Source organism: Ornithinimicrobium jinqii (genome assembly GCF_045032595.1).
In the GTDB taxonomy this organism is placed as follows: domain Bacteria; phylum Actinomycetota; class Actinomycetes; order Actinomycetales; family Dermatophilaceae; genus Ornithinicoccus.
On sequence record NZ_JBJFZS010000021.1, the window covers coordinates 42,873 to 68,124 of the forward strand.

Below are 25,252 nucleotides of genomic sequence, written 5' to 3' on the forward strand. Positions count from 1 at the left end.
TCGTCACCGCCTGCGCGTCGATGCCTCAGCCCCCGGCGGACTCCGGCATCGGCAGGTCGTGGATGGGTTCCCTCGGCAGGCGGCGGACCCGCCGCGGGCGCCGGCTGCGGGCCGGGATCATCGACCGCATCTGCTCCAGCCGGCCGAAGCACAGCAGCCGGTCGCCGTCCTCGAGCTCCTTGGCGGGCAACGGGTTCGGGACCACGCGGGTGCCGCGGTGCAGGGTGAGCACCTGGATGTCCTTCTCCCGCAGGCCCGACTCGGCGAGGGTGCGCCCGACCATGTCCGACCCTGACAGGACCGCGATCTCGGCCACGCCATACCCGGTGGAGACCGCGAGCCGCTGCCGCACGTCGATGTCCGGGAAGCCGGCCTGGTCGGCGATGTAGTCCACGATCGCCCCGGCGACGTCCAGCTTGGTCGCGCTCTCGATGCCCTCGAGACCGGGGGAGGAGTTGACCTCCATCACCAGCGGCCCGTCGCGCCCCTCGAGCATGTCGACCCCGGCGACCCGCAGCCCCATGATGTGCGCGCAGCGGACGGCGATCTCGGCATACTCCGGGTCCAGCTCGACCGGCTCCACGCTGCCGCCGCGGTGCACGTTGGAGCGGAACTCCTCACCCTGGGCGCGCCGCCTCATCGCTGCCACGACCCGGTCGCCGACGACGAGCGCGCGGATGTCGGTGCCCTTGCTCTCCTTGACGAAGCTCTGGATGAGGACCTGCTGGTTCGTGCCGTGCAGGGTCTCGATGATCGCCTCGGCGACCTTGAAGTCGGGGGCCAGGATGACGCCGATGCCCTGCGTCCCCTCGAGCAGCTTGACGACCACCGGCGCCCCGCCGACCATCTCGATCGCGTGCGGGATCTCGGCGCGGTTGCGCACGAAGACCGTCGCCGGCATCGGGATGCCGTGCCGCGACAGGATCTGGCTGGCGCGCAGCTTGTCCCGGCTGTTCATGATGCCGTTGGAGGTGTTGGGCGTGTAGACGTCCATCTGCTCGAACTGCCGCACGACCGCCGTGCCGAAGTAGGTGACCGACGAGCCGATCCGCGGCAGGACCGCGTCGTAGGTGGACAGCGGCCGCCCCCGGAAGTGCAGGTCGGGCTCGGGCCCCGAGAGGTCGATGCCGAAGCGGAGGGTGTCCAGCACCTTGACCTGGTGGCCCCGGTCGAGGGCGGCGGTCCGCAGCCGCTGCGTGGAGTAGGCGCGCAGCGACCGGGAGAGGATGGCGAACTTCATGCACGGGTCCTGACAAGATGAGGGGGTGCCTGGGCAGACCTATGAAACCACCCCCGACCGCACGGTCGTCGGCTGGCGGGAGTGGGTGCGGCTGCCGGGCGTCGGGGTGCCCTGGATCAAGGCCAAGATCGACACCGGTGCCAGGACCAGCTCACTGCACGCCTTCGACGTGCGCCCCTACGAGGCGGAGGGTGGCCATCGGGTGCGGTTCAGCATCCACCCCTGGCAGGCGACTCCCGCCGACGAGACGGCCGTGGACCTGCCTGTCCACGACGAGCGCACCGTGCGGAGCAGCTCGGGGCACGTCGAGACCAGGTATGTCGTGCTCGTCCCCCTCGTCCTCGCGGACCGGCAGGTGCCCGCGGAGGTCACGCTGACCGACCGGGACGAGATGGGGTTCCGGATGCTCGTGGGGCGCGAGGCGCTGGTCCAGGGGTTCGTCGTGGACCCGAGCGTGTCCTACGCAGGGGGTCGCCCGGACCGGGCCACCCGCAAGAAGAACTGGGGGAGGTGAGTGGCCGCCGCCCGTCCGCCGTTGCGACCCTCCTTCGCCATCGGGACGGTCAAGGTCCGCACCGGCACCCGGCGCGAGGTGTCGCTCCCGATCACCCGCCTGGTCACCGGCGCAGAGGTCAGCCTGCCGGTGCACGTCCTGCACGGCCGCGAGGACGGGCCGACGGTGTGGCTGGACGCGGCGATCCACGGTGACGAGGTCGTCGGGATCGAGGTCATCCGCCGGGTGCTGGAGCAGCTGTCCGCCAAGGAGATCCGCGGCACGCTCATCGCGGTGCCCATCGTCAACGTCATCGGGGTGATGGTCGGCGACCGCTACCTGCCGGACCGGCGCGACCTCAACCGCAGCTTCCCGGGGTCGGCCCGCGGCTCGCTCGCCAGCCGTATCGCCCACCTGATGATGACCGAGATCGTTGCCAAGTGCGACGTCGGCATCGACCTGCACACGGCCTCCGACCGTCGCTCGAACCTGCCCCAGATCCGGTGCGACCTGGAGGACCCGCGGACGCGTGCGCTGGCAGAGGCCTTCGGCGCGCCGGTCATCTACCACGCCCGGCTCCGCGACGGCTCGCTGCGCTCGGCGGCCCGGGAGCGCGGTGCCCGGGTGCTGCTCTACGAGGCGGGTGAGGCGTGGCGCTTCGACGAGTGGGCGATCACCGCCGGCGTCGACGGCGTGCTGCGGGTGCTGCACTCGTTGGGGATGACCGACGCGCCGCCCCCGGCGTCGCAGCCGCCCCGGCCCAGCGAGATCTGCTGGCGCAGCGGCTGGGTGCGGGCCCGCCGGACCGGCATCCTCAGCATGGCCGTCTCGCTCGGCCAGCACGTCACGGTGGGCGAGCGGCTGGGCGAGCTCCACAACTCCTTCGGCCGGCGGCTGGCCATCGTCAAGGCCGACCGCGACGGCATCGTCATCGGTCGCGCGGAGGCGCCGCTGGTCAACAGCGGGGATGCGATCGTGCACATCGCCTCCACGGACCCGGGTCCGCCCGGGACGCCCGACGAGGGTCTGCAGGACCCCGACGACTACGCCGACATGGACGGTCAGGTGCCCCTCGACGACCAGCCCGGCCGACCTACCGACTGACGGGACCCCGGCCTCCGGCGCGACGGTCCCGGTCACGGCGCCCCAGCCAGACCGCCAGCACCACGCCGGCCAGCGCGCCGAAGAGGTGTCCCTGCCACGAGACCCCCGGCCGCAGGGGCAGCACGCCCCACAGCAGCCCGCCGTAGACCGCGACGACCGCCAGGCCGAGCAGCGCCGAGCCGACGTGGCGGGCGACGAAGCCGTAGACCGCGAGGAACGCGGCATACCCGTAGACGACGCCGCTCGCGCCGATGACGACGGTGCGGGGTGCGCCGAGCAGCCACACTGCCGCCCCGCCCAGGAGCACGACGCCGACCGTGACCAGCCACAGGTGCCGGGTCGACCACGCCAGCAGCGCGCCCAGGACGAGCAGCGCGCCGGTGTTGGCGAGGAGGTGCGCGAGCCCGAGGTGCAGGAAGGGGCTCAGCACGATCCCGGGCAGCCCCTCCAGCTCGCGCGGACGGATGCCGAAGCCGTCCAGCCGCAGGGGCGTCAGGAGGTCGAGCAGCTCGCTGACCCACATGAGTCCGACCAGCACCAGGACGGGGACGAGGCGGTGCAGCCACGCGGGCAGGCTCGGGCCGCTGCCGGGGCGGGGTGCGGGGCGGGGTGCGGTGGACCGGGCTGAGCTCACGGCCCCAGCCTGCCAGGTGACCCTGGAGGGCTCACGACCGACGTGGGGGCCTCCCCCCGCGACCGGGCGTGCCGACGGGTCAGGACGTCCGCGCCGGGCAGGCGTGGACGCTGGCCCGGTCCAGGTGCGGCACGCCCGGGACAGCTGCGGCGACCGTCTCGATGTGCCCGATCACGCCCTCGTCGACGCCGTCCATGAGGCGGGTTGATCGTGGTCCGCATGGACTGCACGAGGACCAGGATGATGACGGCCGCGATGACCAGGCCGACGACGGCGTCGACCTGCGGGAAGCCGAGCCAGGCCCCGACCGCGCCGATCACGACGGCGAGCGAGGTGAGCGCGTCGGTCCGCGCGTGCTGGCCCTCGGCGACCAGGGCGGCCGAGCTGATCCGCCGCCCGACCCTGATGGGGTAGCGGGCCACCACCGCGTTGCCCAGGGCCCCGATGAGCGCGGCAGCCAGGACCCAGCCGAGGTTGGTCAGCGCCCGGGGCTGCGCCCGACGGAAGCCGTAGGAGCAGCGCCGGGTCGGGGCCAGCAGGCCCAGGCCGAAGGCGATGATGGGCGGGATGGTCGTGACGAGGTGGCCGAGGTTGTGCACGGTGTCGGCGAGCAGCCCGATCGAGCCGGAGATCCAGACGATGACGATCTGCAGGAGCGCGGTCGCGGCCATCCCGACGACCTGCACGCCCGCACCGTGGCGGACACCTTCCGCCTGCTCGCCGACCCGACCCGCGTCAAGATCCTGTGATCGCTGCTCCAGGGCGAGCCGAGCGTGGGCGCGCTGGCGGAGCCGTGGACGCCAACCCCACCGCCGTCAGCCAGCACCTGTCCAAGCTGCGGCTCGCGGGGCTGGTGCAGACGCGGCGGGACGGGACCTACGTCTTCTACTCCGCGGACGACGCCCAGGTGCGCAAGCTGCTGACCGAGGCCCTCTCGCACGCCGAGCACGCCACGGGGACGGCCGACGACGAGGGGCGGCACCGCTACCGCGGGTGAGGTCGGGCGAGCCGCGAGCCGCGAGCCGCGAGCCGCGAGCCATCAGCCGAGGTCTGCTCAGGCCACCAGGCTCGCGCCGAGGAGACTGCCGAGCAGCGCCACCTGCGCGGTCGCCCCGAGGACGTCGCCGGTCGCGCCGCCCAGCCAGCGGTGGGCCAGCCAGCCCACGCCGCCCGCCCCCACGAGGGCGCCGGCGAGCATCGCCATACCCGTCCACCCCAGCGCCGCGCAGAGCACGAGCGGCACCACCCACCCCACCGCGGTATGCCGTACCGCCAGCCCGTCCACCACGCCCCGCCCGGTCCCCTCGGCCCGGGCGTAGGGCAGCAGGAGCGCGACCGGCAGCATCGCCGCGCGGCTGAGGGACCAGGCGGCGGCACCGAGCACGGCCGCGTCGACCCACCCTGTCGCGGGCACGAGCTCGGCCAGCAGCGCCACCTCGAGCAGCAGCGCCAGCACGACCGCCGCCGTCCCGTAGACGCCGGTGGCGTGGTCCTTCATGATCCGCAGCCGGGCCTCGCGGTCACCGCCGCCCGTCCCGTCGGCGAGGTCGGCCAGGCCGTCGAGGTGCAGGGCACCGGTGACAGCGGTCTCGACCACGACGAGCAGCACGACCGCGACCAGGACGGACGTCCTCCCCGACAGCGCGACGGCGAGCAGCACCAGCCCGGCGCCGAGCAGCGCCCCGACCACGGGGAACCAGGCCGCGGCCCGTGGCAGGTCCGGGACGCGGCGGTGGTCGACGGGGACGGGCACGCGGGTCAGGAAGGCGACCGCGTCGAGGAGGGAGCGCACGGGTCCGTCGGGCTCAGGCCGTCGGTGTCTGCTCGACGAGCCCGAGGTCGGCGAAGCTGCCCATCTGGATCAGGACCGCGACCGCCGATCTCACCACCGGGATCGCCAGGGCCGCACCGCTGCCCTCGCCGAGGCGCATCCGCAGCGTGAGCACCGGCTCCAGCCCGAGCGCCTCGAGCTGGACGACGTGCCCGGGCTCGGGGGAGAGGTGCCCGGCGATCATCGCGTCGACGCTCAGCGGGGCGAGCCGCCAGGCGACGAGGGCGGCGGCCGTGGTGATGAAGCCGTCGAGGAGCACCGGGACCCGCCGGGACGCGCAGCCCAGCACCACCCCGGCGAGCGCGGCCACCTCGAGCCCGCCCATGCGCGCCAGCACGTCCCACGGGTCGGTCGCCCCCCGGTGCCGCGCCAGGATGGCGTCGACGCGCCGCACCTTCCGGGCCAGCGCGTCGCCGGTGACGCCGGTCCCGGGGCCGACGAGGCGTGCCGGGTCGCGGTCGAGCAGCGCCGCGGTGAGCGCGCTCGCGGTCGTGGTGCTGCCGATGCCCATCTCCCCGAGCCCGACGAGGTCGGCGCCGTCCTCGATCAGCCTGGCCGCCAGCTCGATCCCGTGGGCGACCGCCTGCTCGGCCTCCGCCACGGTCATCGCCGGCCCGGCCGCGCTGCTCGCCGTCCCGGCGCGCACGCGGCGGTCGAGCACCTCGTTGTCGCCGGGCCGCAGGGACGGCGGCGAGAGCACGCCGAGGTCCGCCACGACGAGGCGTGCCCCGGCCTGCCGGGCCAGGACGCCGACGGCCGCCGTGCCCGAGGCGAAGCCCTGCAGCATGAGGCCGGTGACCTCCTGCGGGTAGGCGCTCACCCCGTCCGCAGCGACGCCGTGGTCGGCCGCGCAGACGACGAGCGCCGGCGCGTCGACATGGGGTGCGGTCGTCGCCTGGATGCCGGCGACGCGCGCCGCGAGGTGCTCCAGGACGCCGAGGCTGCGCAGCGGCTTGACCTTGCCGTCCATCGCGCCTGCGGCGGCGGCCGAGGCGTCGGCGTCGAGGGGACGGATGTCGCCGATCGTCGCGTCGACGACCTGGCGCGGGGTCCGGGTCGGGTCGGTCATCGGTCAGTCCTCCTCAGGGTCGAGGGTCAGGGTGCGTCCGGCCACGACGAGCTGGACGAGGTCGGCCCGCCGGGCCACGGTCGCGTTCACCCGCCCGAGCCGGTCGCGGTACTCCCGCGCCACCGGGTGCATCGGCACGATCCCCATCCCCACCTCGTTGGTCACCACCACCACCAGGCCCGGGTATGCCGTGGCCCAGTCCGCGAGGGCCGCCGCCCGGTCCGTGAGGGCCTGCTCGTCCTCGCCCTGCTCCATGAGGTTGGAGACCCACAGCGAGAGGCAGTCGACGACGACGGCTCGGCCGGCGGCAAGCTGCTCGACCGCCGCGAGCAGCTCCAGCGGCGCCTCGACCGTCGTCCACGGGGCGGGCCGCTCGGCGCGGTGGCGGGCGATCCGGTCAGCCATCTCGTCGTCCCTCGCCTGCCCGGTCGCGACGAAGACGACGGGGTCGCCGGTCCGTCCGGCCCGTCGCACGGCCAGCGCCGACTTGCCGCTGCGGGCGCCACCGGTGAGCAGGGTGAGGGGCACGGGTGGACCGTACCGCGAGGACCGCGTCCGGCAGGCCGCCGGCTCCCGCTGCCGCAGGAGGCCGTCCTACCCCTGGGCGAGAACGGCATACTCCTCGGCCAGCGCCTCGTAGTCCTCCCACGCCACGGTGCTCACCTCGCCGGTGCGGACGCTCTCCTCGAGCCGGTCGAGGTAGTACTCCCAGCCCGGTCCTACCTCCCGGACGTCGACGTCCTCGGTCAGCACCTGCGCGAAGGTCAGCGTGGTGACCCCGTCCGCGGAGTCGAGGCGCGCGTCGAGCGTCCACACCTGTGTCGGGTCGTCGGCGACGCTGCGCACGCCCAGGTGGCGCGGCTCCTCGCACGCGTCGATGACGTAGGTCTCGACCGGCATGTCCTCCTCGAAGACCCACCGCACATCGACGCGACCCGTCGTCGGGTCGCCGGTCCACGTGCAGAACCAGAGAGCCAGGCGTCCGGACCGGGTGATCGCCGCCCAGACGTCCTCGACCGGCGCGCCGAGGCGCCGGGTCAGGACGAGGTGGTCGGTGCCGTCGCGCGTCTGCCGGGAGCCGGTGAGCATGCGGCCCAGTCTGCACCCTGTGGACAACCGGAGCGGGCTGTCCGCGGTTCGCCTGGTCACGGAGAACATCCGACGCTTGGGGGTCCACCTGACCTACATCTTCGGGGCGCAGGACCACCCTCGGTACGCACGACTTCTACGAGCGACCGCAGTGGGAGCCCCTCCCCGCCCACCAGCTCACCTGGGCCGACGAACGGGGTCGCTTCCCGGGGGACGACGGGCACGATCCCGGGACATGGTCGCCCCCACCCCGCGGGCCCCTTCCCGGCTCCTGTGCGGCTCGCACGCTGCGCCAGGTGCGCTATCACGACCAACAGGTCGCGTGCGGGACGCACGGGCGCCGGCTCAGGAGACCCCGCGCCGACCACGCCGGTCGGCCAGCTGCACCGGCTCCGCCCCGGGGGTGTGCCGTGGGCCTCGCGGTGCGGGGAGCACGATCAGGTCGCCCGCGACCTCGTGGACGTGGAGCGGGTGGCCGTAGACGCGGGACAGCAGCTCGGGCTCGAGCACCTCGGCAGGGGTGCCCAGGGCGACCAGCTCGCCGCGGTCCAGCAGCGCCAACCGGTCGGAGTAGCGGGCCGCGGAGTCGAGGTGGTGCATGGCCGCGACGACGCTCAGACCGTCCTGGCGCCGCAGCTCGTCGACGAGCTCGAGCACCTCCACCTGGTGGCCGAGGTCGAGCGCGCTGGTCGGCTCGTCGAGCAGCAGCACCGGAGCCTGCTGGGCCAGCGCCCGCGCGATGACCACCCGCTGGGCCTCCCCGCCGGAGAGCCGCCGCACCGACCGGTCGGCGAAGGAGGTGAGCCCCAGCCTCCGCAGCACGTCGGTCACGACCCGGCGGTCCGCGGCCGACTCCGAGCGCAGCCAGCCGAGGTGTGCGGTGCGGCCCAGCAGCACGTACTCGACGACGCTCATCCCCGGCGGGAGCTCCGGGTTCTGCGGCATCAGCGACAGGTCGGTGGCACCAGGGACGGCGCCCGAGCCGAGCTGCACGCTCCCGGTGCTCGGCACCAGGCCCACGACCGCGCGCAGCAGCGTCGACTTGCCGGAGCCGTTCGGGCCGATGAGCCCCAGCCACTCGCCCGAGCGCAGCTCGAGGTCGGTCCCGCAGAGCACCTCCCGGCCCTCGTAGGAGACCCGCAGGTCGCGCAGCCGCAGGGCGTGCGCCGGGGTGATGAGGCTCGTCACGGGTCCTGCCTCCCTCTCCACAGCACGAAGGCGAAGAACGGGGCGCCGACGAAGGCGGTGATCACCCCGACGGGCAGCTCCGCAGGCGCTGCCAGCGTCCGCGCCCCCACGTCGGCGAACGCCAGGAACGCCGCGCCGACGAGCGCCGACAACGGCACCAGCACCCGGTAGGACGAGCCGACGAGCAGCCGGACCACGTGCGGCGTGACCAGTCCCACGAACGCGATCAGCCCGCTGACCGAGACCGCCGCGGCCGTGATCAGCGTGGCCGCCACGACGACCACGAGCCGGGAACGGGCCGGACGCAGCCCCAGCGCCCGCGCCTCCTCGTCACCGAGGCGCAGCACGTCGAGGTGCCGGGCGTGCAGGAGCAGGACCGCGCCGGCGAGCACGACATACGGCAGGAGCAGGGTGACCGGAGCCCAGCCGTGCGTGGCGAGCCGCCCGAACAACCACGACAGCACCTCTCGCGCCGCCGCCTGGTCCAGGCGCTGCAGCGCGTAGGTCTGGGTGGCCGAGAACAGGGCCGCCATCGCGACGCCCGCGAGCAGCAGCGTCGCGGGGTCGCGGAACGACCCGCGCGCCACCAGCACCGAGCCGGACACCGCGACGAGCGCCCCGACGAAGGCGGCGGCGGGCAGGGCCGCCACCGGCCCCCACGACAGGTCGAGCCCGAAGCCCAGCGCGAGCACCGCCCCGAGGCCCGCCCCGGCCGAGACGCCGAGCAGGTAGGGGTCGGCGAGCGGGTTGCGGAAGACGCCCTGGTAGCCCGCGCCGGCCATCGCCAGGGACGCCCCGACGAGGGCGGCCAGCACCGTGCGCGGCAGCCGGATCTGCCACAGGACCCCCTGCTGCTGCTCCGTCAGGGTCTGCTCGACGTCGAGCCCGGGGAGGGCGCCGAGGAGCGAACGGACCACCCCCTCGACCGACAGCCCGGCCGCGCCCTGCGTGACCGAGACGAGCCCGGCCAGCGCGAGCAGCGCCAGCGCGCCCAGGACGGCCGGCCAGGTCAGCCGGAAGGCGCGGTCGGCGGACTCCTCCAGCGGGTCGGCTGGCCTGGGTGCGGTGGTGGTCGACATGCTCGGGTATGCCGTGTGCCTGGCTCTGCGTGGCCGTCGCGTCCGCGTGCCCGTGGTCAGCGGCCGGCCGGGACGGCGGCCGAGCTCAGGGCCTCGGCGAGGACCGCGACGAGCTGCGGGAGCCGGGGCCCCCAGCGCGAGGAGACGTCGGCGTCGACCACGACGATGTTGCCGTTCTTCACGGCGGAGACCTGCGACCAGCCGGGCCGGGCGGCGACGTCCTCGGCGGTGTAGCTCGCCTGGTCGGAGATGACGATCACCTGCGGGTCGGCCTCGACGACGGACTCCTCCGTCAGCTGCGGGTAGCCGGTGGCGTCCGTGTCGGCCTCGTCGGCGATGTTGACGACCCCCATCTGCTCGTAGACCGAGCCGATGAAGCTGTGGCTGCTGGCGGAGAAGAAGGTCTCGTCCAGCTCGTGGTAGACCCGCAGCTCCTCGTCCTGCGGCGCGGCGGCCAGCGCGTCGTCCATCGCCGCCCGCATGCCCTCCACGGCACCGGCGGCCTCGTCGGCGTGCCCGGTGGCCAGGCCGAGGGCAGCCATCCCGTCGTAGCCGCTCCCGACGTCCGTGGGCGCGTCGTCGAGCACGACCGGGATGTCGAGGGCCTCCAGCGAGGCGACCAGGTCGTTGCCGTCGGTGGCGATGACGACGAGGTCGGGCTCGTAGGCGGCGACGGCCTCGACGTTGGGGTCGAAGCCGGACAGGTCCGTCGTGGGCGCCGTCTCGGGGTAGGTGGAGAACTCGTCGACGGCCACCACCTGGTCGCCGGCGCCGATCGCGAAGAGGATCTCGGTGGCCGACGGCGACAGCGAGACGATGCGCTCGGGCCGCTCCTGGATCGTCACCTCGCCGGTGGGGGTGTCGACCGTGACCGGGAAGGCGTCGAGGGCCTCGGCAGAGGTGGCCGCGTCGTCCGTCGTGGTGGTGTCGACGCTCGTGGTCGCCGTCGCTCCGTCGTCGTCGGCGGCGCAGCCGGCGAGCGTCAGGGCGAGGAGCGTGGCAGCGGCGGCGGCCGGGCGCAGGGGGCGGTGCGTCATGGAAGGTCTCCTGTCGTCGAGGGGTTTCCGCTCGAGCGACAGGCCCCACGAGGTGGCCGCCGTCCGAACCGGCCCTTGGTCCTCGAGGGCGTGGTGGTGTCGGATCGTCGGGCAGCTCGACCGGACTCGACGCCCTCGACCTGGTGCGGTCGGGGAGCTCCACCGTTGCGGGACAGTGCCGGGTTCTCACCGGACTTCGCCTGCGCGACCTCGCCAGCGTACTCCGGGGTGCACGCCACGGCATACCGGCTCCTCCACCCGCTCCAAGGGCACTCCGGGCCCCGGGGACCCCTCCCAGGGCCCATTCCGCCCGAGATGACGCGGTTTTCGGGCGTGGCGGTTGGCAATCCCGCTCCAGATCTGCCTACCGTGTCCCGACCCATCAGTGCGATGAAAGGGCTATACCCATGAGCAAGAAGGTCATTGTCGAGGCTGTCGCCCGCGAGGCCGGCATGACCCAGGCTGCTGCCGACAAGGTCGTCAGCTCCGTCCTGGAGGCCATCTCCGCCGAGCTCGCCAAGGGCGAGAAGGTCTCGTTCCCCGGCTTCGGCACCTTCGAGGTCCGGGAGCGCTCCGCGCGCACCGGCCGCAACCCGCAGACCGGCGCGGAGATCCAGATCGCCGCGAGCAAGGCCCCGGCGTTCAAGGCCGGCGCCAAGCTCAAGGACCGCGTCAACTGACGTAGCCCTTCTTTGCAGGCGCCCGGGCCCTCCCCACGTGGGAGGCCCGGGCGCCTGCTGCGTCTGGGGCCGCTGCCCGGCGGGGCGCCTCCCACGGGCGACCTATGCTCGGCGGGTGGACGTCCGCTCCGACCCCCTGCCGCGCCGCTGGCAGCGCTACGTCGCTCTCGGCGACTCCTTCACCGAGGGTCTGGTGGACGAGCACTCCGAGCGCGACGGCGACTACGTCGGCTGGGCGGACCGGGTCGCCGACGCGCTCGCCCGACGCAACGAGGACGAGGGCCTGCCGTTCGGCTACGCCAACCTCGCGATCCGTGGCCGACGCATCGACCAGGTCCTCGACGAGCAGCTCGAACCGGCCCTCGCCCTGACCCCCGACCTGGTCAGCCTCTGCGCCGGCGGCAACGACCTGCTGGTGCCGCGCAGCTCGGTGCCCCGGGTGATCGGGCGCCTGGAGGAGGCCGTCGAGCGGCTGCGCGCGACCGGAGCGGACGTCGTGCTGGTGACCTCCCCGGACGTGTCCTGGATGCCGCTCGTCAACCGCGTCCACCCGCGGTTGCTCGACTACACGGCCAACCTCTGGGCGGTGGCCCAGCGCACGGGCGCCTTCGTCGTCGACATCTACACGATGCGTTCGCTGCGCGACCCCCGCATGTACGGTCCCGACCGCATCCACCTCAGCTCCGAGGGCCACGCCCGGGTGGCGGCGCAGGCGCTGTGGACCCTCGGTTTGCCGTTCGAGGTGCGCGACTGGCTCGAGCCGCTGGAGGCCACCCCCCGCCTGGGTCGGCTCGAGTCGATCCAGGCAGACCGCGAGTGGGTCGCCACGCACCTGCGCCCCTGGATCGCGCGGCGCCTGCGCGGCGAGAACTCCGGCAGGACGCGCACCGCCAAGCGCCCGGACGTCGGCCCCGTCGACCTGGTGGCGCCGCCTGTGGAGATCCTCGTGCCACCATCGGGCATGAGCGAGATCGTGCCGGACACCAAGGACTGGACCGTCGTCCTCACCCAGGGGTGCGCGCAGTGCGGCTTCGACCCGGGGTATGCGGTGCACCTCACCGGCGCCCGCCTGCGGGCCACCGTCCCGCTGTGGGAGGAGGTGCTGCGTCGCCCGGACGTCGCCGAGCGGCCGGACCCCGCGACGTGGTCACCGCTGGAGTACGCCTGCCACAGCCGCGACGTCTGCACGGTGATGCGGGAGCGGCTGGACCTGATGCTGACGGAGGACGGGGCCGTGTTCGACGGCTGGGACCAGGACGCCGCCGCCGTCGAGCAGCGCTACGACCTGCAGGACCCGGTGACGGTGGCGCAGGACTACGCCCGGGAGGCCGAGCTCACGGCCGCCGCCTTCGACGCCGTCGAGGGAGAGCAGTGGGCGCGGACCGGTTCGCGCGGCGGCACGACGACGTTCACTGCTGCCACCCTCGCCGCCTACCTGCTCCACGACGTCGAGCACCACCTCGTCGACGTCGGAGCCGTCTGACGCGTCCCGCGCCGCAGCAACCGCCCCGCCCGTCGTCACGCACTCACAGGGTCGGGGGCCATGGGGGCGGCGGGATGGTCAGCCCGGGGGGCGGGTGGCCGTGCGTGGACTCGTACCAGACCGCATAGCCGGCGACAGCGGTCGGAAGGGTGGGGAAGATCCGGTCAGGACCGATCCGGTCCAGGAAGCCGGTGGCAGCGAGGGGGATCCGCAGGTCCTGCTTGACGCGGGCGAGCGCCAGCTCGACACCCATGTCGCCGAGAGTGAGCCTGAGCGAGTCCAGGGCGTCGACCGCCGTCATGTCCACCTCGGTGTTCGCCTCGACGTTGAGCAGCAGCCAGTAGACCGGGCCCGTCTTCTGCGCCTGGTTCACGCTGTCCAGGGCGCGTGTCAGGAAGTTGGCGGAGTTGGCGAAGAACAAGGGCGAGTCGTATCGATAGACGACGAGCCCGGGCACCTGCACCGCCTGGGGGTAGTCGTCGATGTCGTGCATGCCGCCGACGCCGGGGACGTAGCCGAGGACGCCGTCGTGGGGCTGGACGATCCGGCGCAGCAGGTCGAGCACCGACAGCGTGATCGCCGCACCGATCCCGCCCAGCACGCCCAGGGCCAGCACCGCGACCGTGGTCCCGACGGCCAGGACGAGCTCGCTGCCGCGGAAGACGGCGAACCGCCGGAACTCGGCGAGGTCGATGAGGCGGATCGCGGCATACACGACGACACCGCCGAGCGCCGCCTGGGGGAAGGTGGCGAGCACCGGCCCCAGCCAGAGCAGGGTCGCGAGGACGAGCGCCATCGACACCAGCGAGTGCAGCTGCGTCCGGGCGCCCATGCTGTCGGCGATCGCGGTGCGGCTCCCGCTCGAGCTGACCGGGAAGCCCTGGAACAGGCCGGCGACGACGTTCGCACCGCCGAGGGCAAGGAGCTCCTGGTTGCTGTCGATCCGCTCCCGCCTCCTCAGGGCGAACGCCCGCCCGGTGAGAACGTTGTCGGAGTATGCGACGACCGCCACTCCCGCCGCCGCCGGCAGGAGCTGCCACAGGTCGACCGACGCCACCTGGGGGAGGTGGAACTCCGGCAGCCCTTGTGGCACCTCGCCGACGACGAGGATCCCCTGCGCGGTGAGGTCGAAGAGCTGCACCACCGCGGCCGCCGCGAGCATCGCGATGAGCGGGCCGGGCCAGCGGGGGGCATAGCGGTGGAAGGCGAGCAGCACGACCACCGTCGTCAGAGCCAGGGCCAGGGTGGGCGTATGCACGTCCGACAGGTGGGTCACGGCGAACCACAGCTCGCCGAGGGTGCTGCCCTCGACCTCGACGCCCATGATCTTGTCGAGCTGGCTGACGACCATGAGGACCGCGATGCCGGCCATGTAGCCGACGAGGACGGGCTTGGACAGCAGCTCGGCGAGGAAGCCGAGCCGGAAGAGGAAGCCCAGGACGCACAGCAGGCCGACAGCGATCGCCAGCAGCGCCGCGACGTCGGCGGGTCCGATCGACCCCGCTCCGGCCGCGAGGATCGCCGCGACCCCGGCCGCGGTCATCAGCGCGGTCGTGGACTCCGGACCGACGGAGAGCTGACGGGAGGTGCCGAGCACCGCGTACACGAGCAGTCCGGGCAGGACCGCCCAGAGTCCGGTCACGGGTGGCAGGCCGGCGACCTCCGCATACGCGAGCACCTGCGGGACGAGGTAGGCCGCGACGGTCACTCCCGCCAGGACGTCCCCACGCAGCCACCTGCGCTCATAGCTGCGCAGCACCTGCAGGCCCGGCAGGAAGCGGGCCCAGCCGTGGGCCTCGCCGTCGCCGTTATCGATGCTCCGGGCGGCCATCGCCCTCCTGCTCCCCGTGCCGCGCCCCCGTGGCGCGGCAACAGGGTGAGTCTATTGAGCGGCGGGCTGTCATCCACCGACTGCTCACGCGGAGCTCCTTCCGGGACCCGCACCGTGGGGGGTTTGTTATCTATCCGATAACCGTGCATGATGGTCGCATGCAGTCATCGAGGGTGCGTCCGCTCACGCGGCGTCGCGAGGTCGACCTTCTGCGCGTCAGCAGCATGCTGATGTGCTGCGCCCGCTGACCCCTCCCCGCAGTCCTCTGCCGTCCCGCCCGGCCTGACCGGACGGGCCCGCCCGGCCGTTCGGCCGCCCGTATCCCAGAGAGCGCACCGATGACCCTCCATGCCCCCACGCCACCGCTCGTCCGTCCGTCCCGCACCAAGGGCTCGCAGGGCCAGTGGGCCGTCGACGGCCGAGAGCCCCTCAACGACAACGAGCGGTTCAAGGACGCCGACAACGGCCTCAACGTCCGCGAGCGGATCGAGACGATCTACGCCCGGGACGGCTTCGACTCCATCCCCACCGAGGACCTGCACGGCCGGTTCCGCTGGTGGGGGCTCTACACCCAGCGTCGTCCCGGGATCGACGGCGGCCGCACCGCCCAGCTCGAACCGCACGAGCTCGAGGACCGCTACTTCATGCTGCGCGTCCGCACCGACGGCGGCAGCCTGACCACCGAGCAGCTGCGCACGATCGCCGACCTCTCCACCGCCTACGGCCGCGACACCGCAGACATCTCCGACCGCCAGAACATCCAGCTGCACTGGGTCCGCGTCGAGGACGTCCCCGAGATCTGGCGTCGGCTCGAGGCGGTCGGCCTGCAGACGACCGAGGCCTGCGGCGACACCCCCCGCGTCATCCTCGGCTCACCGGTCGCCGGCGTCGCCGCGGACGAGATCATCGACCCCACCACCACCATCGCGGAGATCGTCCGACGCTTCGTGGGCGACCCGGAGCTGGCGAACCTGCCGCGCAAGTTCAAGTCCGCGATCACCGGTCATCCGAGCCTGGACGTCGTGCACGAGATCAACGACATCTCGCTGGTCGGGGTCGTGCACCCCCAGCTCGGTCCGGGCTACGACCTCTGGGTCGGCGGCGCTCTCTCGACGGCCCCGCGGCTGGCCGAGCGCCTCGGCGCCTTCGTCCCGCCCGAGCGGGCCGCCGAGGTGTGGCTCGGTGTGGTCAGCATCTTCCGCGACCATGGCTACCGCCGTCTGCGCAACAAGGCGCGCCTGAAGTTCCTGCTCGCCGAGTGGGGCGCCGAGAAGTTCCGCCACGTCCTGGAGACCGACTACCTCGACGCACCCCTGCCCGACGGCCCTGCACCTGCCCCCAGCACGGGCCCCGGCGACCACGTCGGCGTGCATGCGCAGAAGGACGGCCGGCGCTACGTCGGGCTGGCCCCCACCGTCGGCCGGGTCAGCGGCACCATCCTGGCCGAGCTCGCCGACATCGCCGAGGCCGCCGGTTCCCGCCGCGTCCGCCTCACCCCCCACCAGAAGCTGCTGGTCCTCGACGTCCGGCCCGACGCCGTCGACGCGCTCGTCGCCGGCGCGGCCGCCCTCGGCCTGAGCGCGACGCCGTCGGTCTTCCGTCGTGGCGCGATGGCCTGCACCGGCATCGAGTTCTGCAAGCTCGCGATCGTCGAGACCAAGGCCGCCGCCGCCAGCGCCATCACCGAGCTGGAGCGCCGCCTCGCCGACCTCGAGCCGGTCCTTCAGCAGTCGCTCACCCTCCACGTCAACGGCTGCCCCAACTCCTGCGCCCGCATCCAGACCGCGGACATCGGCCTCAAGGGTCAGATCGTCACGGACGACGCGGGGGAACAGGTGCCCGGCTTCCAGGTCCACCTCGGCGGCGGGCTGGCCTCCGTCGGTCTCGACGAGGCGGGGCTCGGGCGCACCGTGCGCGGCCTGAAGGTCACGGCCGACGAGCTGCCCGGGTATGTCGAGCGCGTCGTCCGCGCGTACGTCGCCTCCCGCGAGGCGGGGGAGGCGTTCGCGCCGTGGGCGCACCGCGTCGAGGAGGACCTGCTGAGATGACCGTCACGGACCAGCGCTCCGGCGAGCTCCGCGCGCTCGCCCTCGAGGCGCAGACCCGGTTCGCCGCGACCGGGGCCGACGCCCACGCGGACACCGTCCTCGCCTGGGCGGCAGAGCAGTTCGGCCGGCGGATGGTGGTGGCCTGCAGCATGGCCGACGCCGTCCTGCCCCACGTCGTCGCCGAGCACGTGCCCGGCGTCGACGTGCTGTTCCTCGACACCGGCTACCACTTCCCCGAGACCGTGCAGACCCGCGACCGCGTCGCCGACCTGCTCGACGTCACGGTCGTCGACGTCCGCCCCCGGCTCAGCGTCGCCGAGCAGGACGCCGCCCACGGGCCGGACCTGTTCGCCCGCGACCCGGCGGCCTGCTGCGCGATGCGCAAGGTCGAACCGCTGCGCCGGTCGCTGGCCGGCTACGACGCGTGGGTCACCGGCGTCCGCCGCGAGGAGGGGCCCACGCGCGCCGACACCCCGCTGGTCGCCTGGGACGACGTCTTCGGCCTGGTCAAGATCAACCCGCTCGCGGCGTGGTCCTTCGACGAGCTGCTCACCTACTCCGAGCGTCACCTGCTCCCTTCCAATCCTCTTCTCGCGCAAGGATACCCGTCTATCGGCTGCGCTCCCTGCACGCGCCAGGTCGCCCCCGGCGAGGACCCTCGCGCAGGCCGCTGGGCCGGCTTCCCCAAGACCGAGTGCGGCCTCCACCCAGGCGGCCCGTCCAGCACCGCGACCGCACCCGCGGCCGCGGACGTCATACCTCTTGCCCTCACCACCCCCGCCCGGGAGGCACGATGAGCACCACCCTCACCCCCGACCTGAGCGCGCTCCCGCTGGTGCAGGAGCTCGAGGTCACCAGCGAGCACGCGCTCCTGGACACCCTGGAGAGCGAGGCCGTCCACATCATCCGCGAGGCCGTCGCCGAGCTGGAGCGCCCCGTGCTGCTCTTCTCCGGCGGCAAGGACTCGGTCGTCATGCTGCACCTGGCGGCCAGGGCGGTGTGGCCCGCGCGGGTGCCGTTCCCGGTCCTGCACGTCGACACCGGCCACAACTTCCCCGAGGTGCTGGAGTTCCGGGACCGGGCCGTCGAGCGCTACGGCGTGGAGCTGCGGGTCGCCTCGGTGCAGGACTACCTCGACGACGGCCGGCTGCGCGAGCGGGCCGACGGCACCCGCAACCCGCTGCAGACCCGGCCGCTGCTCGACGCGATCACCGAGCACCGCTTCGACGGGGTGTTCGGGGGTGGGCGCCGGGACGAGGACAAGGCTCGCGCCAAGGAGCGCATCGTCAGCCTGCGTGACGACTTCGGCCAGTGGGACCCCAAGAACCAGCGGCCCGAGCTGTGGCGGCTCTACAACACCCGCCACCGCCCCGGCGAGCACGTGCGCGTCTTCCCGCTGAGCAACTGGACCGAGCTGGACATCTGGCGCTACGTCGCCCGCGAGCGCATCGAGCTCCCGAGCCTCTACTACGCCCACGAGCGGGAGGTCTTCGAGCGCGACGGCATGCTGCTGTCGCCCGGCCCGTGGAGCACCGCCCGCGCGGGGGAGACCACCACCCGGCGCACCGTGCGCTACCGCACGGTCGGTGACATGTCCTGCACGGGTGCCGTCCTCTCCGGGGCGACCGACGTGCGCGACGTGATCGTCGAGGTCGCCGCCAGCACCATCACCGAGCGGGGCGCCACCCGCGCGGACGACCGGCTCTCCGAGGCCGCCATGGAGGACCGCAAGAAGGAGGGCTACTTCTGATGAGCGCCGCACCCACACTGCTCCGCCTGGCCACCGCCGGCTCCGTCGACGACGGCAAGTCCACGCTCGTGGGCCGGCTCCTCCACGACACCAGGTCGGTCCTCGCCGACCAGCTCGAGGCCGTCGAGGCCGCGAGCCGCCGCCGCGGGTGGGCCGGTGAGCTGGCCGACCTCGCGCTGCTGACCGACGGCCTGCGCGCCGAGCGCGAGCAGGGCATCACGATCGACGTGGCCTACCGCTACTTCGCCACCGCGACGCGCTCGTTCATCCTCGCCGACTGCCCCGGCCACGTGCAGTACACCCGCAACACCGTCACCGGCGCCAGCACCGCGGACGTCGTCGTCGTCCTCGTCGACGCCCGCCACGGCGTGGTCGAGCAGACCCGGCGGCACCTGGCCGTGGTGGCGCTGCTGCGCGTGCCGCACGTCGTCGTCGCGCTCAACAAGATCGACCTCGTCGAGGACCCTCAGGCGGTGCACCGTGAGGTGGGCCGGGACGTCGCGGCGCTCGCCGAGCGCCTCGGCGTCGAGGACGCGCTCGTCGTCCCGGTCTCGGCGCTCCTGGGCGACAACGTGGTCGAGCCGTCGACCCGCACCGACTGGTACACCGGCCCGACCCTCCTCGAGCTGCTCGAGTCCCTGCCCCCGGTCGACGTCGCCGACGAGCCGTTCCGCATGGCGGTGCAGCTGGTGCTGCGCCCGCAGCACGGCGCGGTGGACCCGGCCCTGGTGGACTACCGGGGGTATGCCGGTCACGTGGGCTCGGGCACGGTGCGGGTCGGCGACGAGGTCGTGGTCTCGTCCTCGGGCCGGCGCACGACCGTCGTCGGCATCGACGTCGGCGGCCGCAGCGTCGAGGCGGCGGCCGGGCCGCTGTCGGTCTCCCTGCGCCTGGCCGACGCGCTGGACGTCTCGCGCGGCGACCTCGTCGCCGCTGCGGACTCCGCCCCGGTCCTCACCAGGGAGGCCGAGACCGTCCTCTGCTGGCTGGCGGAGACGCCGCTGCTGCCCGGCGCCCGGGTGCTCGTCAAGCACGGGACCCGCACGGTGCGGGCCCGTGTCTCGCGCATCGTGTCCCGGCTCGACGTCGGGACCTTCACCCACGGCCCGGCAGACCGGGCCGAGCTCAACGACCTCGTGCGCGTGGAGCTGCGGCTCGCCGAGGCGCTGCCGCTCGAGCCCTACGCCGGGTCGCGCGAGGGCGGGTGCTTCCTCGTCGTCGACGAGCACGACGGGACCACCCTGGCCGCCGGGATCGTCGGGACGGGGTCGGTCTGGTGAGCGTGCGCGTCAGCCTCCTGGGGCTGGACCTCGGCGGACGCCGCGTGGTGGCCGTCGGGGGCGGGCCCGTGTCGGCCCGCCGGGTGCTCGACCTCGTCGCCGAGGGCGCGCTCGTGACCGTGGTCTCGCCGGACCTGTGCGAGGAGCTCGCCGAGGCCGTCGAGGAGGGCCGGGTCGACTGGCTCGCCCGTCCCTACGCCGGGCCGGCCGACCTGGACGAGGCCTGGCTGGTGCACACCGCGACCGGTCGTCCCGACGTCGACGACCGGGTCGCGGCGGACGCCGAGGCCTCGCGCACCTTCTGCGTGCGGGCCGGGGCCCCGGCCCACGGTACGGCGCGGGTCCCCGCCCGCGGCACGGTGGCGACGAACGACGGCACCCTGCAGGTCGCGGTCTACGCCGGGGGCGACCCCCGCCGTTCGGTGGCCGCCCGCAACGCCGCCCTCGACCACCTCGGCTCCGGGACCGTCGACCTGAGGCCCCGCCGACCGCGCCGCCGCGGCTGGGTCGCGCTCGTCGGCGCCGGCCCGGGCGACGAGCAGCTCGTCACCCGGCGCGCCGCCACCCTCCTGGCGCAGGCCGACGTCGTCGTCACCGACCGGCTCGTCCCACCGGCTCTGCTGGAGGCGCTCCCGGCCGACGTCCGCGTCGTGGACGTCGGCAAGACCAGCGGCAGCCACCCGGTCCCGCAGCAGGAGATCAACCGCATCCTCGTCGAGGAGGCGGGGCGCGGCCGGGCCGTCGTCCGGCTCAAGGGCGGCGACCCCTACGTGCTCGGTCGCGGCGGCGAGGAGCGGCTGGCCTGCGAGGCCGCCGGCGTCCCCGTCGAGGTGGTCCCCGGCATCAGCTCGGCCGTCGCCGTGCCCGCGGCCGCCGGCATCCCGGTCACCCACCGCGGCCTGGCCCGCGGCTACACGGTCGTGACCGGGCACGAGGACCTCCCGGCGCTGCCCACCGGCGGCGACCACACCGTCGTCGTCCTCATGGGCGTCGCGACGCTCCGCCGCACCGCGAGCCTGCTCGTCGAGCACGGGCGGGCCCCGTCCACGCCGGTCGCGGTGGTGGAGAGCGGCTGCACCCCGCAGCAGCGGGTGACGGTCGGCACCCTCGCCGACATCGCCGACCGCGCCGAGGAGGTGGGCGTCGCCTCCCCGGCCGTCGTCGTCGTCGGCGACGTCGTCACCCTCGCGCACGCCGCGGCCGGCCGGGCCCCGCTCGCGACCGACCGCACCCCCCCGGTGGCGCACGCCATACCGGCCGGGGCCGTGGCGTGACCACCCTCCTGCTCGTCCACCTCGCGGGTTTCGCGGCGCAGCTCGTGGACGGCTCCCTGGGTATGGGGTACGGCGTCACCTCCGCCTCGCTGCTGCTCTCCACCGGGATCGCGCCGGCGCTGGCCAGCGCGTCCGTCAACGCGGCGCAGCTGGGCACCACCCTGTCGTCCGGGATCAGTCACTGGAAGGTCGGCAACGTCGACTGGCGGATCGTGCGGCGCCTGTCCGGCCCCGGCGCCGGCGGCGGGTTCGCGGGCGCGACGGTGCTCTCGAGCCTGGACACCTCGGTCGCCCGGCCCGTGATGGCCTGGCTGCTGCTCGTGCTCGGGGTGGTCGTGACCGTGCGCTTCGTGCTGCGACCGTCGCCGCGACGCGGACGGATGTCGCGGTGGTCGGGGCGGCGGCGCTTCCTCGGACCGCTCGGCGCCGGCGGCGGGTTCGTCAACGCGACGGGCGGCGGTGGATGGGGACCGGTCGTCACCTCCACCCTGCTGGCGACCGCGACGGTCGAGCCGCGCCGGGTGATCGGGTCGGTGGCGACGTCCGAGTTCGTGGTGACGGTGGCCGCGAGCGCCGGGTTCCTCGTCGGACTGGGGCTGCGCGACCTCGACTGGTGGACGATCGGCGCCCTCATGCTGGGCGGTGTCGTGGCGGCCCCCTTCGCGGCGCTGCTGGCCGGTCGGCTGCCGCAGGCGGTCCTGGGCGTGGCCGTCGGAGGGTTGATCGTCCTGCTCAACCTGGGGCCGGTGCTGACCGGGCTGGGTGCGCAGGAGGTCGGGGTGAGCGTGCCGGTGGTCGTCGGTGGCGTGGCCGCGGTGTGGCTCGGCCTGCTCGTGCGCGCCGGTGTCGTCGTGGTGAGGGCGCGGCGGTCTCGTCCCGACGAGGTTCCCGACGAGGACCTGCGGCCCGAGGGCTCGGCGTCGCGTGCCGAGCGTGAGCCCGACGACGAGCGGGTCGCCGCCGGGGTGAACGCGTGACCCGCCCGCTGGTCGTCGCGGCGCACGGCACCGCCAGCCCGGAGGGGCAGCGGGTCGTCGTCGACTGCGCCGCCCGGGCAGGTGCGGTCCTGGGTCTGGACGGGCCACCGCCCGTGGGCTACGTCGACGTCTGCGGGCCGACCCTGCCCGAGGTGCTCGCCGGGCTGACCGACCCGGTGGTGGTGCCCTTCTTCCTGGCGTCCGGCTTCCACGTCCGTCACGACGTGCCGTCAGCCGTCGCGGTGCTGCCCGGGGCGACCGTGACCCCGGCCCTCGGCACGGAGGACGAGGTGCTCGGCGCGCTGGTGGACCGCGTGCTCGCGGCCCGGAGGGGCCAGGGCCCCGGACCCGGTCCCGGCCCCGGTGCGGTGCTGGTCCTCGGAGCGGGCTCCAGCGTCGACGCCGCCCGGGCCGAGGTGGGGCAGGTCGCACGGCTCGTCGGGGAGCGGCTCGGCGCGCCGACGGGCACGGCGTTCCTCAGCGGTCCGGGACCTCGACCGGAGGAGGAGCTGGAGCGTCTGCGCTCCTGCGGCGTCGACCCCTCCGACGTCGTCGTCGCCGCCCACCTGCTCTCGCCCGGCCACTTCCTCGATCGTGCTCACCGGGTGGCGGCGACCGTCGGGGCCGTCGCGACGCAGCCTCTCGGCACGCACGACGCGCTCAGCGACCTGGTGGCGCGGCGCTACCGGGAGGCCGTGGCGGCACGGTGAGACGCCCGGGTGTTCCGCAGAACACCTCCTGCGGACTGCAGGTCCGCACCCGGCCCAGTGCTCAGGCGAGGACGTCGGCGGTGCTCACCGACCCCATCCCGAAGGCCTCGGCCACGGCGGCGTAGGTCAGCTGGCCGGCGTGCGTGTTCAGCCCCTTGGCCAGCGGACCGCTGTCGCGCAGGGCCTGCTGCCATCCCTTGTCCGCGAGCTGCACCGCATACGGCAGCGTGGCGTTGGTCAGCGCCCAGGTCGAGGTGTGCGGGACGGCCCCCGGCATGTTGGCCACGCAGTAGTAGAGCGAGCCGTGCACCCCGAAGGTCGGGTCGGCGTGCGTCGTCGCCATCGACCCCTCGAAGCAGCCGCCCTGGTCGATGGCGACGTCGACGAGCACGGAGCCGGGCTTCATCGACGCCACCATCTCGTCCGTGACCAGCTTGGGAGCCTTGGCGCCGGGCACGAGGACCGTGCCGATGACCATGTCGGCCTCGGGCACCAGCTCGCTGATCGTCAGGGTGTTGGACGCGAGCTGGCGGACCTGGTTGTTGAAGCGCCAGAAGAGCGTGCGCAGCTTGTCGAGGTCGGTGTCGAGGATGGTCACGTCGGCGCCCATGCCGAGCGCGATGTTGGCGGCGTTCTGACCGGCGACACCCCCGCCGAGGACCAGCACCTTGGCGTTCGCGACCCCGCCGACGCCGCCCATGAGGACCCCGCGTCCGCCCTGCGCCCGCATCATCGTGTGCGCCCCGACCTGCGGGGCGAGGCAGCCGGCGACCTCCGACATCGGGTAGAGGAGCGGCAGCATGCCGCTGGGCAGCTGCACGGTCTCGTAGGCGATCGCCGTGGTGCCGGCCTCGACCAGGCGCCGGGTCAGGGGCTCGTCCGCCGCCAGGTGCAGGAACGTGAAGAGGATGAGGTCCTCGCGCAGGTGGGCGTACTCGCTCGCCACCGGCTCCTTGACCTTGAGCACCATCTCCCCGGCCGCCCAGGTGTCCTCCGCCCCGTCGACGATCGTGGCGCCCTGGGCGACGAAGTCGTCGTCGGTGATCGAGGAGCCCTGGCCGGCTCCGCGCTGGACGAAGACCTCGTGCCCCCGCCCCACCAGCTCGTGGACCCCGACCGGCGTGATCGCCACCCGGAACTCGTTGTTCTTGACCTCGGACGGCACGGCGATCCTCATGGGGCCACTATGCCGTTCCCGGGCCGACCACGGGGGCGGTGGCCCCGGCGCGCCGGGCTCAGCGCCGGCTGCCCCACTCCCAGGCGGGGGTGCTGAGCACCCCCTGCCCCGCGACGCGCGTCTCGCCGAGGTCCTTGTTCAGCTCGACCAGCCGCAGGTCGGGGACGGTGCCGGGCGTGGGGTCGACGTCGCGCGGGTCGACCCCGTCGACGGCGAAGGCCTCCACCAGCTCGTCGACGAGCGGCTGGGAGTGGGTGACGACGACGACCTGGGTCCGGCGCGCAGCCTGCGCGACGAGCCGGGCCAGCGGCGGCAGGAGGGAGGGGTGCAGGCTGGTCTCGGGCTCGTTGAGCGCCATCAGTCGCGGCGGGACGGGTGTGAGGAGGGCGGCCAGCCAGAGCAGGTAGCGCAGCGTGCCGTCGGACAGCTCGGCCATCCGCAGCGGGCGCAGCATCCCCGGTTGGTGCAGCCGGACGTCGAAGAGGCCGTCGTGGACGACGACCTCCAGGCGCGCACCGTCGAAGGCGTCGGCGACCGCATGGTCCAGGCCCGAGCGGCCGTCCTCGGCGATCGTCTGCAGGGCGGCCGCCAGGTCGGCGCCGTCGTCGGCCAGGGCCCAGGTGCGGGTGCCGACCTGCGGCTGCCGGGCGGGGCTGGAGGCGTCCACCCGGAACCCGTCGTAGAACCGCCACGAGCGCAGCTGCTCCCGTACGGCCCACAGCTCGGGGGCGGCCAGCGGGTCGACCACCTCGGTGAGCATGCTCGACCACGCGGGCACGCTCACCGGGGCCTGCGCCCAACCGCCGTCGTCGTCGCGGACCTCGACCCGGTGGTGCCGGCGCCGGGCCACGAGGGTCGCGGGCCGCATCACCGGGCCGGTCCAGACCGCCTCGCGCTTGACCTCCGGGTCCCGGTCGAACGCCGATCCACCCTGCACCGGGATGCCGAGGTCGACGAGGTAGGAGAGCTCGTCGCCACCCACCCCCAGCAGGAGGGAGATCCGGTCCTTGCGCACGGTGCCCTCCACGGCATACCCCCGCCTGGCCCCGCCGAGGGTCTCCGGCCCGGCCCAGAGCGCCGACGCCAGCCCACCCTCGCGCGCCAGCGAAGCGACGACCCTCCCGCCCCCGCAGTCGGCGAGCAGGCGCAGCGCTCGGTAGATGCTGGACTTGCCCGACCCGTTGGGGCCGGTGACGACGGTCAGCCGGCCCAGCGGCAGGCGGACGTCGCGCAGGGAGCGGTAGCCACTGATCGCCACGGTGCTGTACACCCCGCCCA

General features: G+C 74.0%; 25 protein-coding genes. 12 read left to right on the forward strand and 13 right to left on the reverse strand.

The genetic code is table 11. From position 1 onward, the window contains the following. Positions 1-25 precede the first annotated feature (25 nt). Complete coding sequence (gene rimK, locus ACI3ET_RS09980; RefSeq protein WP_405032884.1) at positions 26-1,240, reverse strand: 30S ribosomal protein S6--L-glutamate ligase; 1,215 nt, start codon at positions 1,238-1,240, stop codon at positions 26-28. Between the two features lie 25 nt (positions 1,241-1,265). On the opposite strand from rimK, the gene ACI3ET_RS09985 reads away from it, so the two are divergent. Then, a complete protein-coding gene (locus ACI3ET_RS09985; protein ID WP_405032885.1) occupies positions 1,266-1,754 on the forward strand; it encodes an ATP-dependent zinc protease family protein in 489 nt (162 codons plus the stop codon). Continuing rightward, on the forward strand, positions 1,755-2,837 hold the full coding sequence (locus tag ACI3ET_RS09990) for a succinylglutamate desuccinylase/aspartoacylase family protein (RefSeq protein WP_405032886.1): 1,083 nt from the start codon (positions 1,755-1,757) through the stop codon (positions 2,835-2,837). Here ACI3ET_RS09990 and ACI3ET_RS09995 read toward each other — a convergent pair. Both ACI3ET_RS09995 and ACI3ET_RS10000 read right to left on the reverse strand, forming a co-directional pair. Then, positions 2,827-3,471 (reverse strand): rhomboid family intramembrane serine protease, encoded by a 645-nt coding sequence (locus ACI3ET_RS09995; RefSeq protein WP_405032887.1) that lies wholly within the window; start codon positions 3,469-3,471, stop codon positions 2,827-2,829. The genes ACI3ET_RS09990 and ACI3ET_RS09995 overlap by 11 nt on opposite strands. Beyond that, positions 3,468-4,157, reverse strand: coding sequence for a cation diffusion facilitator family transporter (locus tag ACI3ET_RS10000; protein ID WP_405032888.1), 690 nt, complete (start codon positions 4,155-4,157; stop codon positions 3,468-3,470). Before ACI3ET_RS10000 ends, ACI3ET_RS09995 begins: the two co-directional genes overlap by 4 nt. A 107-nt stretch (positions 4,158-4,264) precedes the next feature. Between ACI3ET_RS10000 and ACI3ET_RS10005 the strand changes: the two genes are divergently transcribed. Beyond that, positions 4,265-4,468 carry an ArsR family transcriptional regulator gene (locus ACI3ET_RS10005; RefSeq protein WP_405032889.1) on the forward strand — a complete coding sequence of 68 codons (204 nt, stop codon included), beginning with the start codon at positions 4,265-4,267 and terminating at the stop codon, positions 4,466-4,468. A gap of 57 nt (positions 4,469-4,525) precedes the next feature. Here ACI3ET_RS10005 and cobS read toward each other — a convergent pair whose 3' ends face one another. From cobS to ACI3ET_RS10040, 7 genes are all read right to left on the reverse strand, one after another. Further along, entirely contained in the window at positions 4,526-5,263 is a 738-nt protein-coding gene (gene cobS / locus ACI3ET_RS10010; protein WP_405032890.1) for an adenosylcobinamide-GDP ribazoletransferase, read from the reverse strand. Positions 5,264-5,276: 13 nt separating this feature from the next. After that, a complete protein-coding gene (gene cobT / locus ACI3ET_RS10015) occupies positions 5,277-6,371 on the reverse strand; it encodes a nicotinate-nucleotide--dimethylbenzimidazole phosphoribosyltransferase (protein WP_405032891.1) in 1,095 nt (364 codons plus the stop codon). 3 nt (positions 6,372-6,374) lie between these two features. Next, entirely contained in the window at positions 6,375-6,899 is a 525-nt protein-coding gene (cobU, locus tag ACI3ET_RS10020; RefSeq protein WP_405032892.1) for a bifunctional adenosylcobinamide kinase/adenosylcobinamide-phosphate guanylyltransferase, read from the reverse strand. A gap of 66 nt (positions 6,900-6,965) precedes the next feature. After that, positions 6,966-7,460, reverse strand: coding sequence for an SRPBCC domain-containing protein (locus ACI3ET_RS10025; RefSeq protein WP_405032893.1), 495 nt, complete (start codon positions 7,458-7,460; stop codon positions 6,966-6,968). Between the two features lie 345 nt (positions 7,461-7,805). After that, positions 7,806-8,648: an ABC transporter ATP-binding protein gene (locus ACI3ET_RS10030; protein ID WP_405032894.1), complete on the reverse strand. Its 843-nt coding sequence runs from the start codon at positions 8,646-8,648 to the stop codon at positions 7,806-7,808. Beyond that, the gene (locus ACI3ET_RS10035) at positions 8,645-9,727 is read right to left on the reverse strand and encodes a FecCD family ABC transporter permease (protein WP_405032895.1); all 1,083 of its coding nucleotides are present in this window, start codon (positions 9,725-9,727) and stop codon (positions 8,645-8,647) included. Before ACI3ET_RS10035 ends, ACI3ET_RS10030 begins: the two co-directional genes overlap by 4 nt. 56 nt (positions 9,728-9,783) lie before the next feature. Then, the gene (locus tag ACI3ET_RS10040) at positions 9,784-10,764 is read right to left on the reverse strand and encodes an ABC transporter substrate-binding protein (protein ID WP_405032896.1); all 981 of its coding nucleotides are present in this window, start codon (positions 10,762-10,764) and stop codon (positions 9,784-9,786) included. A 407-nt stretch (positions 10,765-11,171) separates the two neighbouring features. Here ACI3ET_RS10040 and ACI3ET_RS10045 point away from each other — a divergent pair, with 407 nt between their 5' ends. Further along, positions 11,172-11,444 (forward strand): HU family DNA-binding protein, encoded by a 273-nt coding sequence (locus ACI3ET_RS10045; RefSeq protein ID WP_405032898.1) that lies wholly within the window; start codon positions 11,172-11,174, stop codon positions 11,442-11,444. A 115-nt stretch (positions 11,445-11,559) separates the two neighbouring features. Next, the gene (locus tag ACI3ET_RS10050) at positions 11,560-12,927 is read left to right on the forward strand and encodes an SGNH/GDSL hydrolase family protein (RefSeq protein ID WP_405032899.1); all 1,368 of its coding nucleotides are present in this window, start codon (positions 11,560-11,562) and stop codon (positions 12,925-12,927) included. A 43-nt stretch (positions 12,928-12,970) separates the two neighbouring features. On the opposite strand, the gene ACI3ET_RS10055 is transcribed toward ACI3ET_RS10050, so the two are convergent. Then, positions 12,971-14,758 carry a SulP family inorganic anion transporter gene (locus ACI3ET_RS10055; protein ID WP_405032900.1) on the reverse strand — a complete coding sequence of 596 codons (1,788 nt, stop codon included), beginning with the start codon at positions 14,756-14,758 and terminating at the stop codon, positions 12,971-12,973. 338 nt (positions 14,759-15,096) lie between these two features. Here ACI3ET_RS10055 and ACI3ET_RS10060 point away from each other — a divergent pair, with 338 nt between their 5' ends. From ACI3ET_RS10060 to ACI3ET_RS10090, 7 genes are read left to right on the forward strand one after another with little or no spacing between them, the layout of a single operon-like run. After that, a complete protein-coding gene (locus tag ACI3ET_RS10060; protein WP_405032901.1) occupies positions 15,097-16,806 on the forward strand; it encodes a nitrite/sulfite reductase in 1,710 nt (569 codons plus the stop codon). Next, a complete protein-coding gene (locus ACI3ET_RS10065; protein WP_405032902.1) occupies positions 16,803-17,603 on the forward strand; it encodes a phosphoadenylyl-sulfate reductase in 801 nt (266 codons plus the stop codon). The genes ACI3ET_RS10060 and ACI3ET_RS10065 overlap by 4 nt, the downstream gene beginning before the upstream one ends. Beyond that, positions 17,600-18,556, forward strand: a complete 957-nt coding sequence (gene cysD, locus ACI3ET_RS10070) for a sulfate adenylyltransferase subunit CysD (RefSeq protein WP_405032903.1) — start codon at positions 17,600-17,602, stop codon at positions 18,554-18,556. Before ACI3ET_RS10065 ends, cysD begins: the two co-directional genes overlap by 4 nt. Further along, positions 18,556-19,836, forward strand: coding sequence for a sulfate adenylyltransferase subunit 1 (locus ACI3ET_RS10075; protein ID WP_405032904.1), 1,281 nt, complete (start codon positions 18,556-18,558; stop codon positions 19,834-19,836). The genes cysD and ACI3ET_RS10075 overlap by 1 nt, the downstream gene beginning before the upstream one ends. Then, positions 19,833-21,110 carry a uroporphyrinogen-III C-methyltransferase gene (gene cobA, locus ACI3ET_RS10080; protein WP_405032905.1) on the forward strand — a complete coding sequence of 426 codons (1,278 nt, stop codon included), beginning with the start codon at positions 19,833-19,835 and terminating at the stop codon, positions 21,108-21,110. Before ACI3ET_RS10075 ends, cobA begins: the two co-directional genes overlap by 4 nt. Next, positions 21,107-22,087 (forward strand): sulfite exporter TauE/SafE family protein, encoded by a 981-nt coding sequence (locus ACI3ET_RS10085; protein WP_405032906.1) that lies wholly within the window; start codon positions 21,107-21,109, stop codon positions 22,085-22,087. The genes cobA and ACI3ET_RS10085 overlap by 4 nt, the downstream gene beginning before the upstream one ends. Then, entirely contained in the window at positions 22,084-22,797 is a 714-nt protein-coding gene (locus ACI3ET_RS10090; protein ID WP_405032907.1) for a sirohydrochlorin chelatase, read from the forward strand. The genes ACI3ET_RS10085 and ACI3ET_RS10090 overlap by 4 nt, the downstream gene beginning before the upstream one ends. Before the next feature lie 61 nt (positions 22,798-22,858). Here ACI3ET_RS10090 and ald read toward each other — a convergent pair whose 3' ends face one another. Further along, on the reverse strand, positions 22,859-23,974 hold the full coding sequence (ald, locus tag ACI3ET_RS10095; RefSeq protein WP_405032908.1) for an alanine dehydrogenase: 1,116 nt from the start codon (positions 23,972-23,974) through the stop codon (positions 22,859-22,861). Between the two features lie 58 nt (positions 23,975-24,032). Continuing rightward, entirely contained in the window at positions 24,033-25,244 is a 1,212-nt protein-coding gene (locus ACI3ET_RS10100; RefSeq protein WP_405032909.1) for an AAA family ATPase, read from the reverse strand. Positions 25,245-25,252 lie beyond the last annotated feature (8 nt).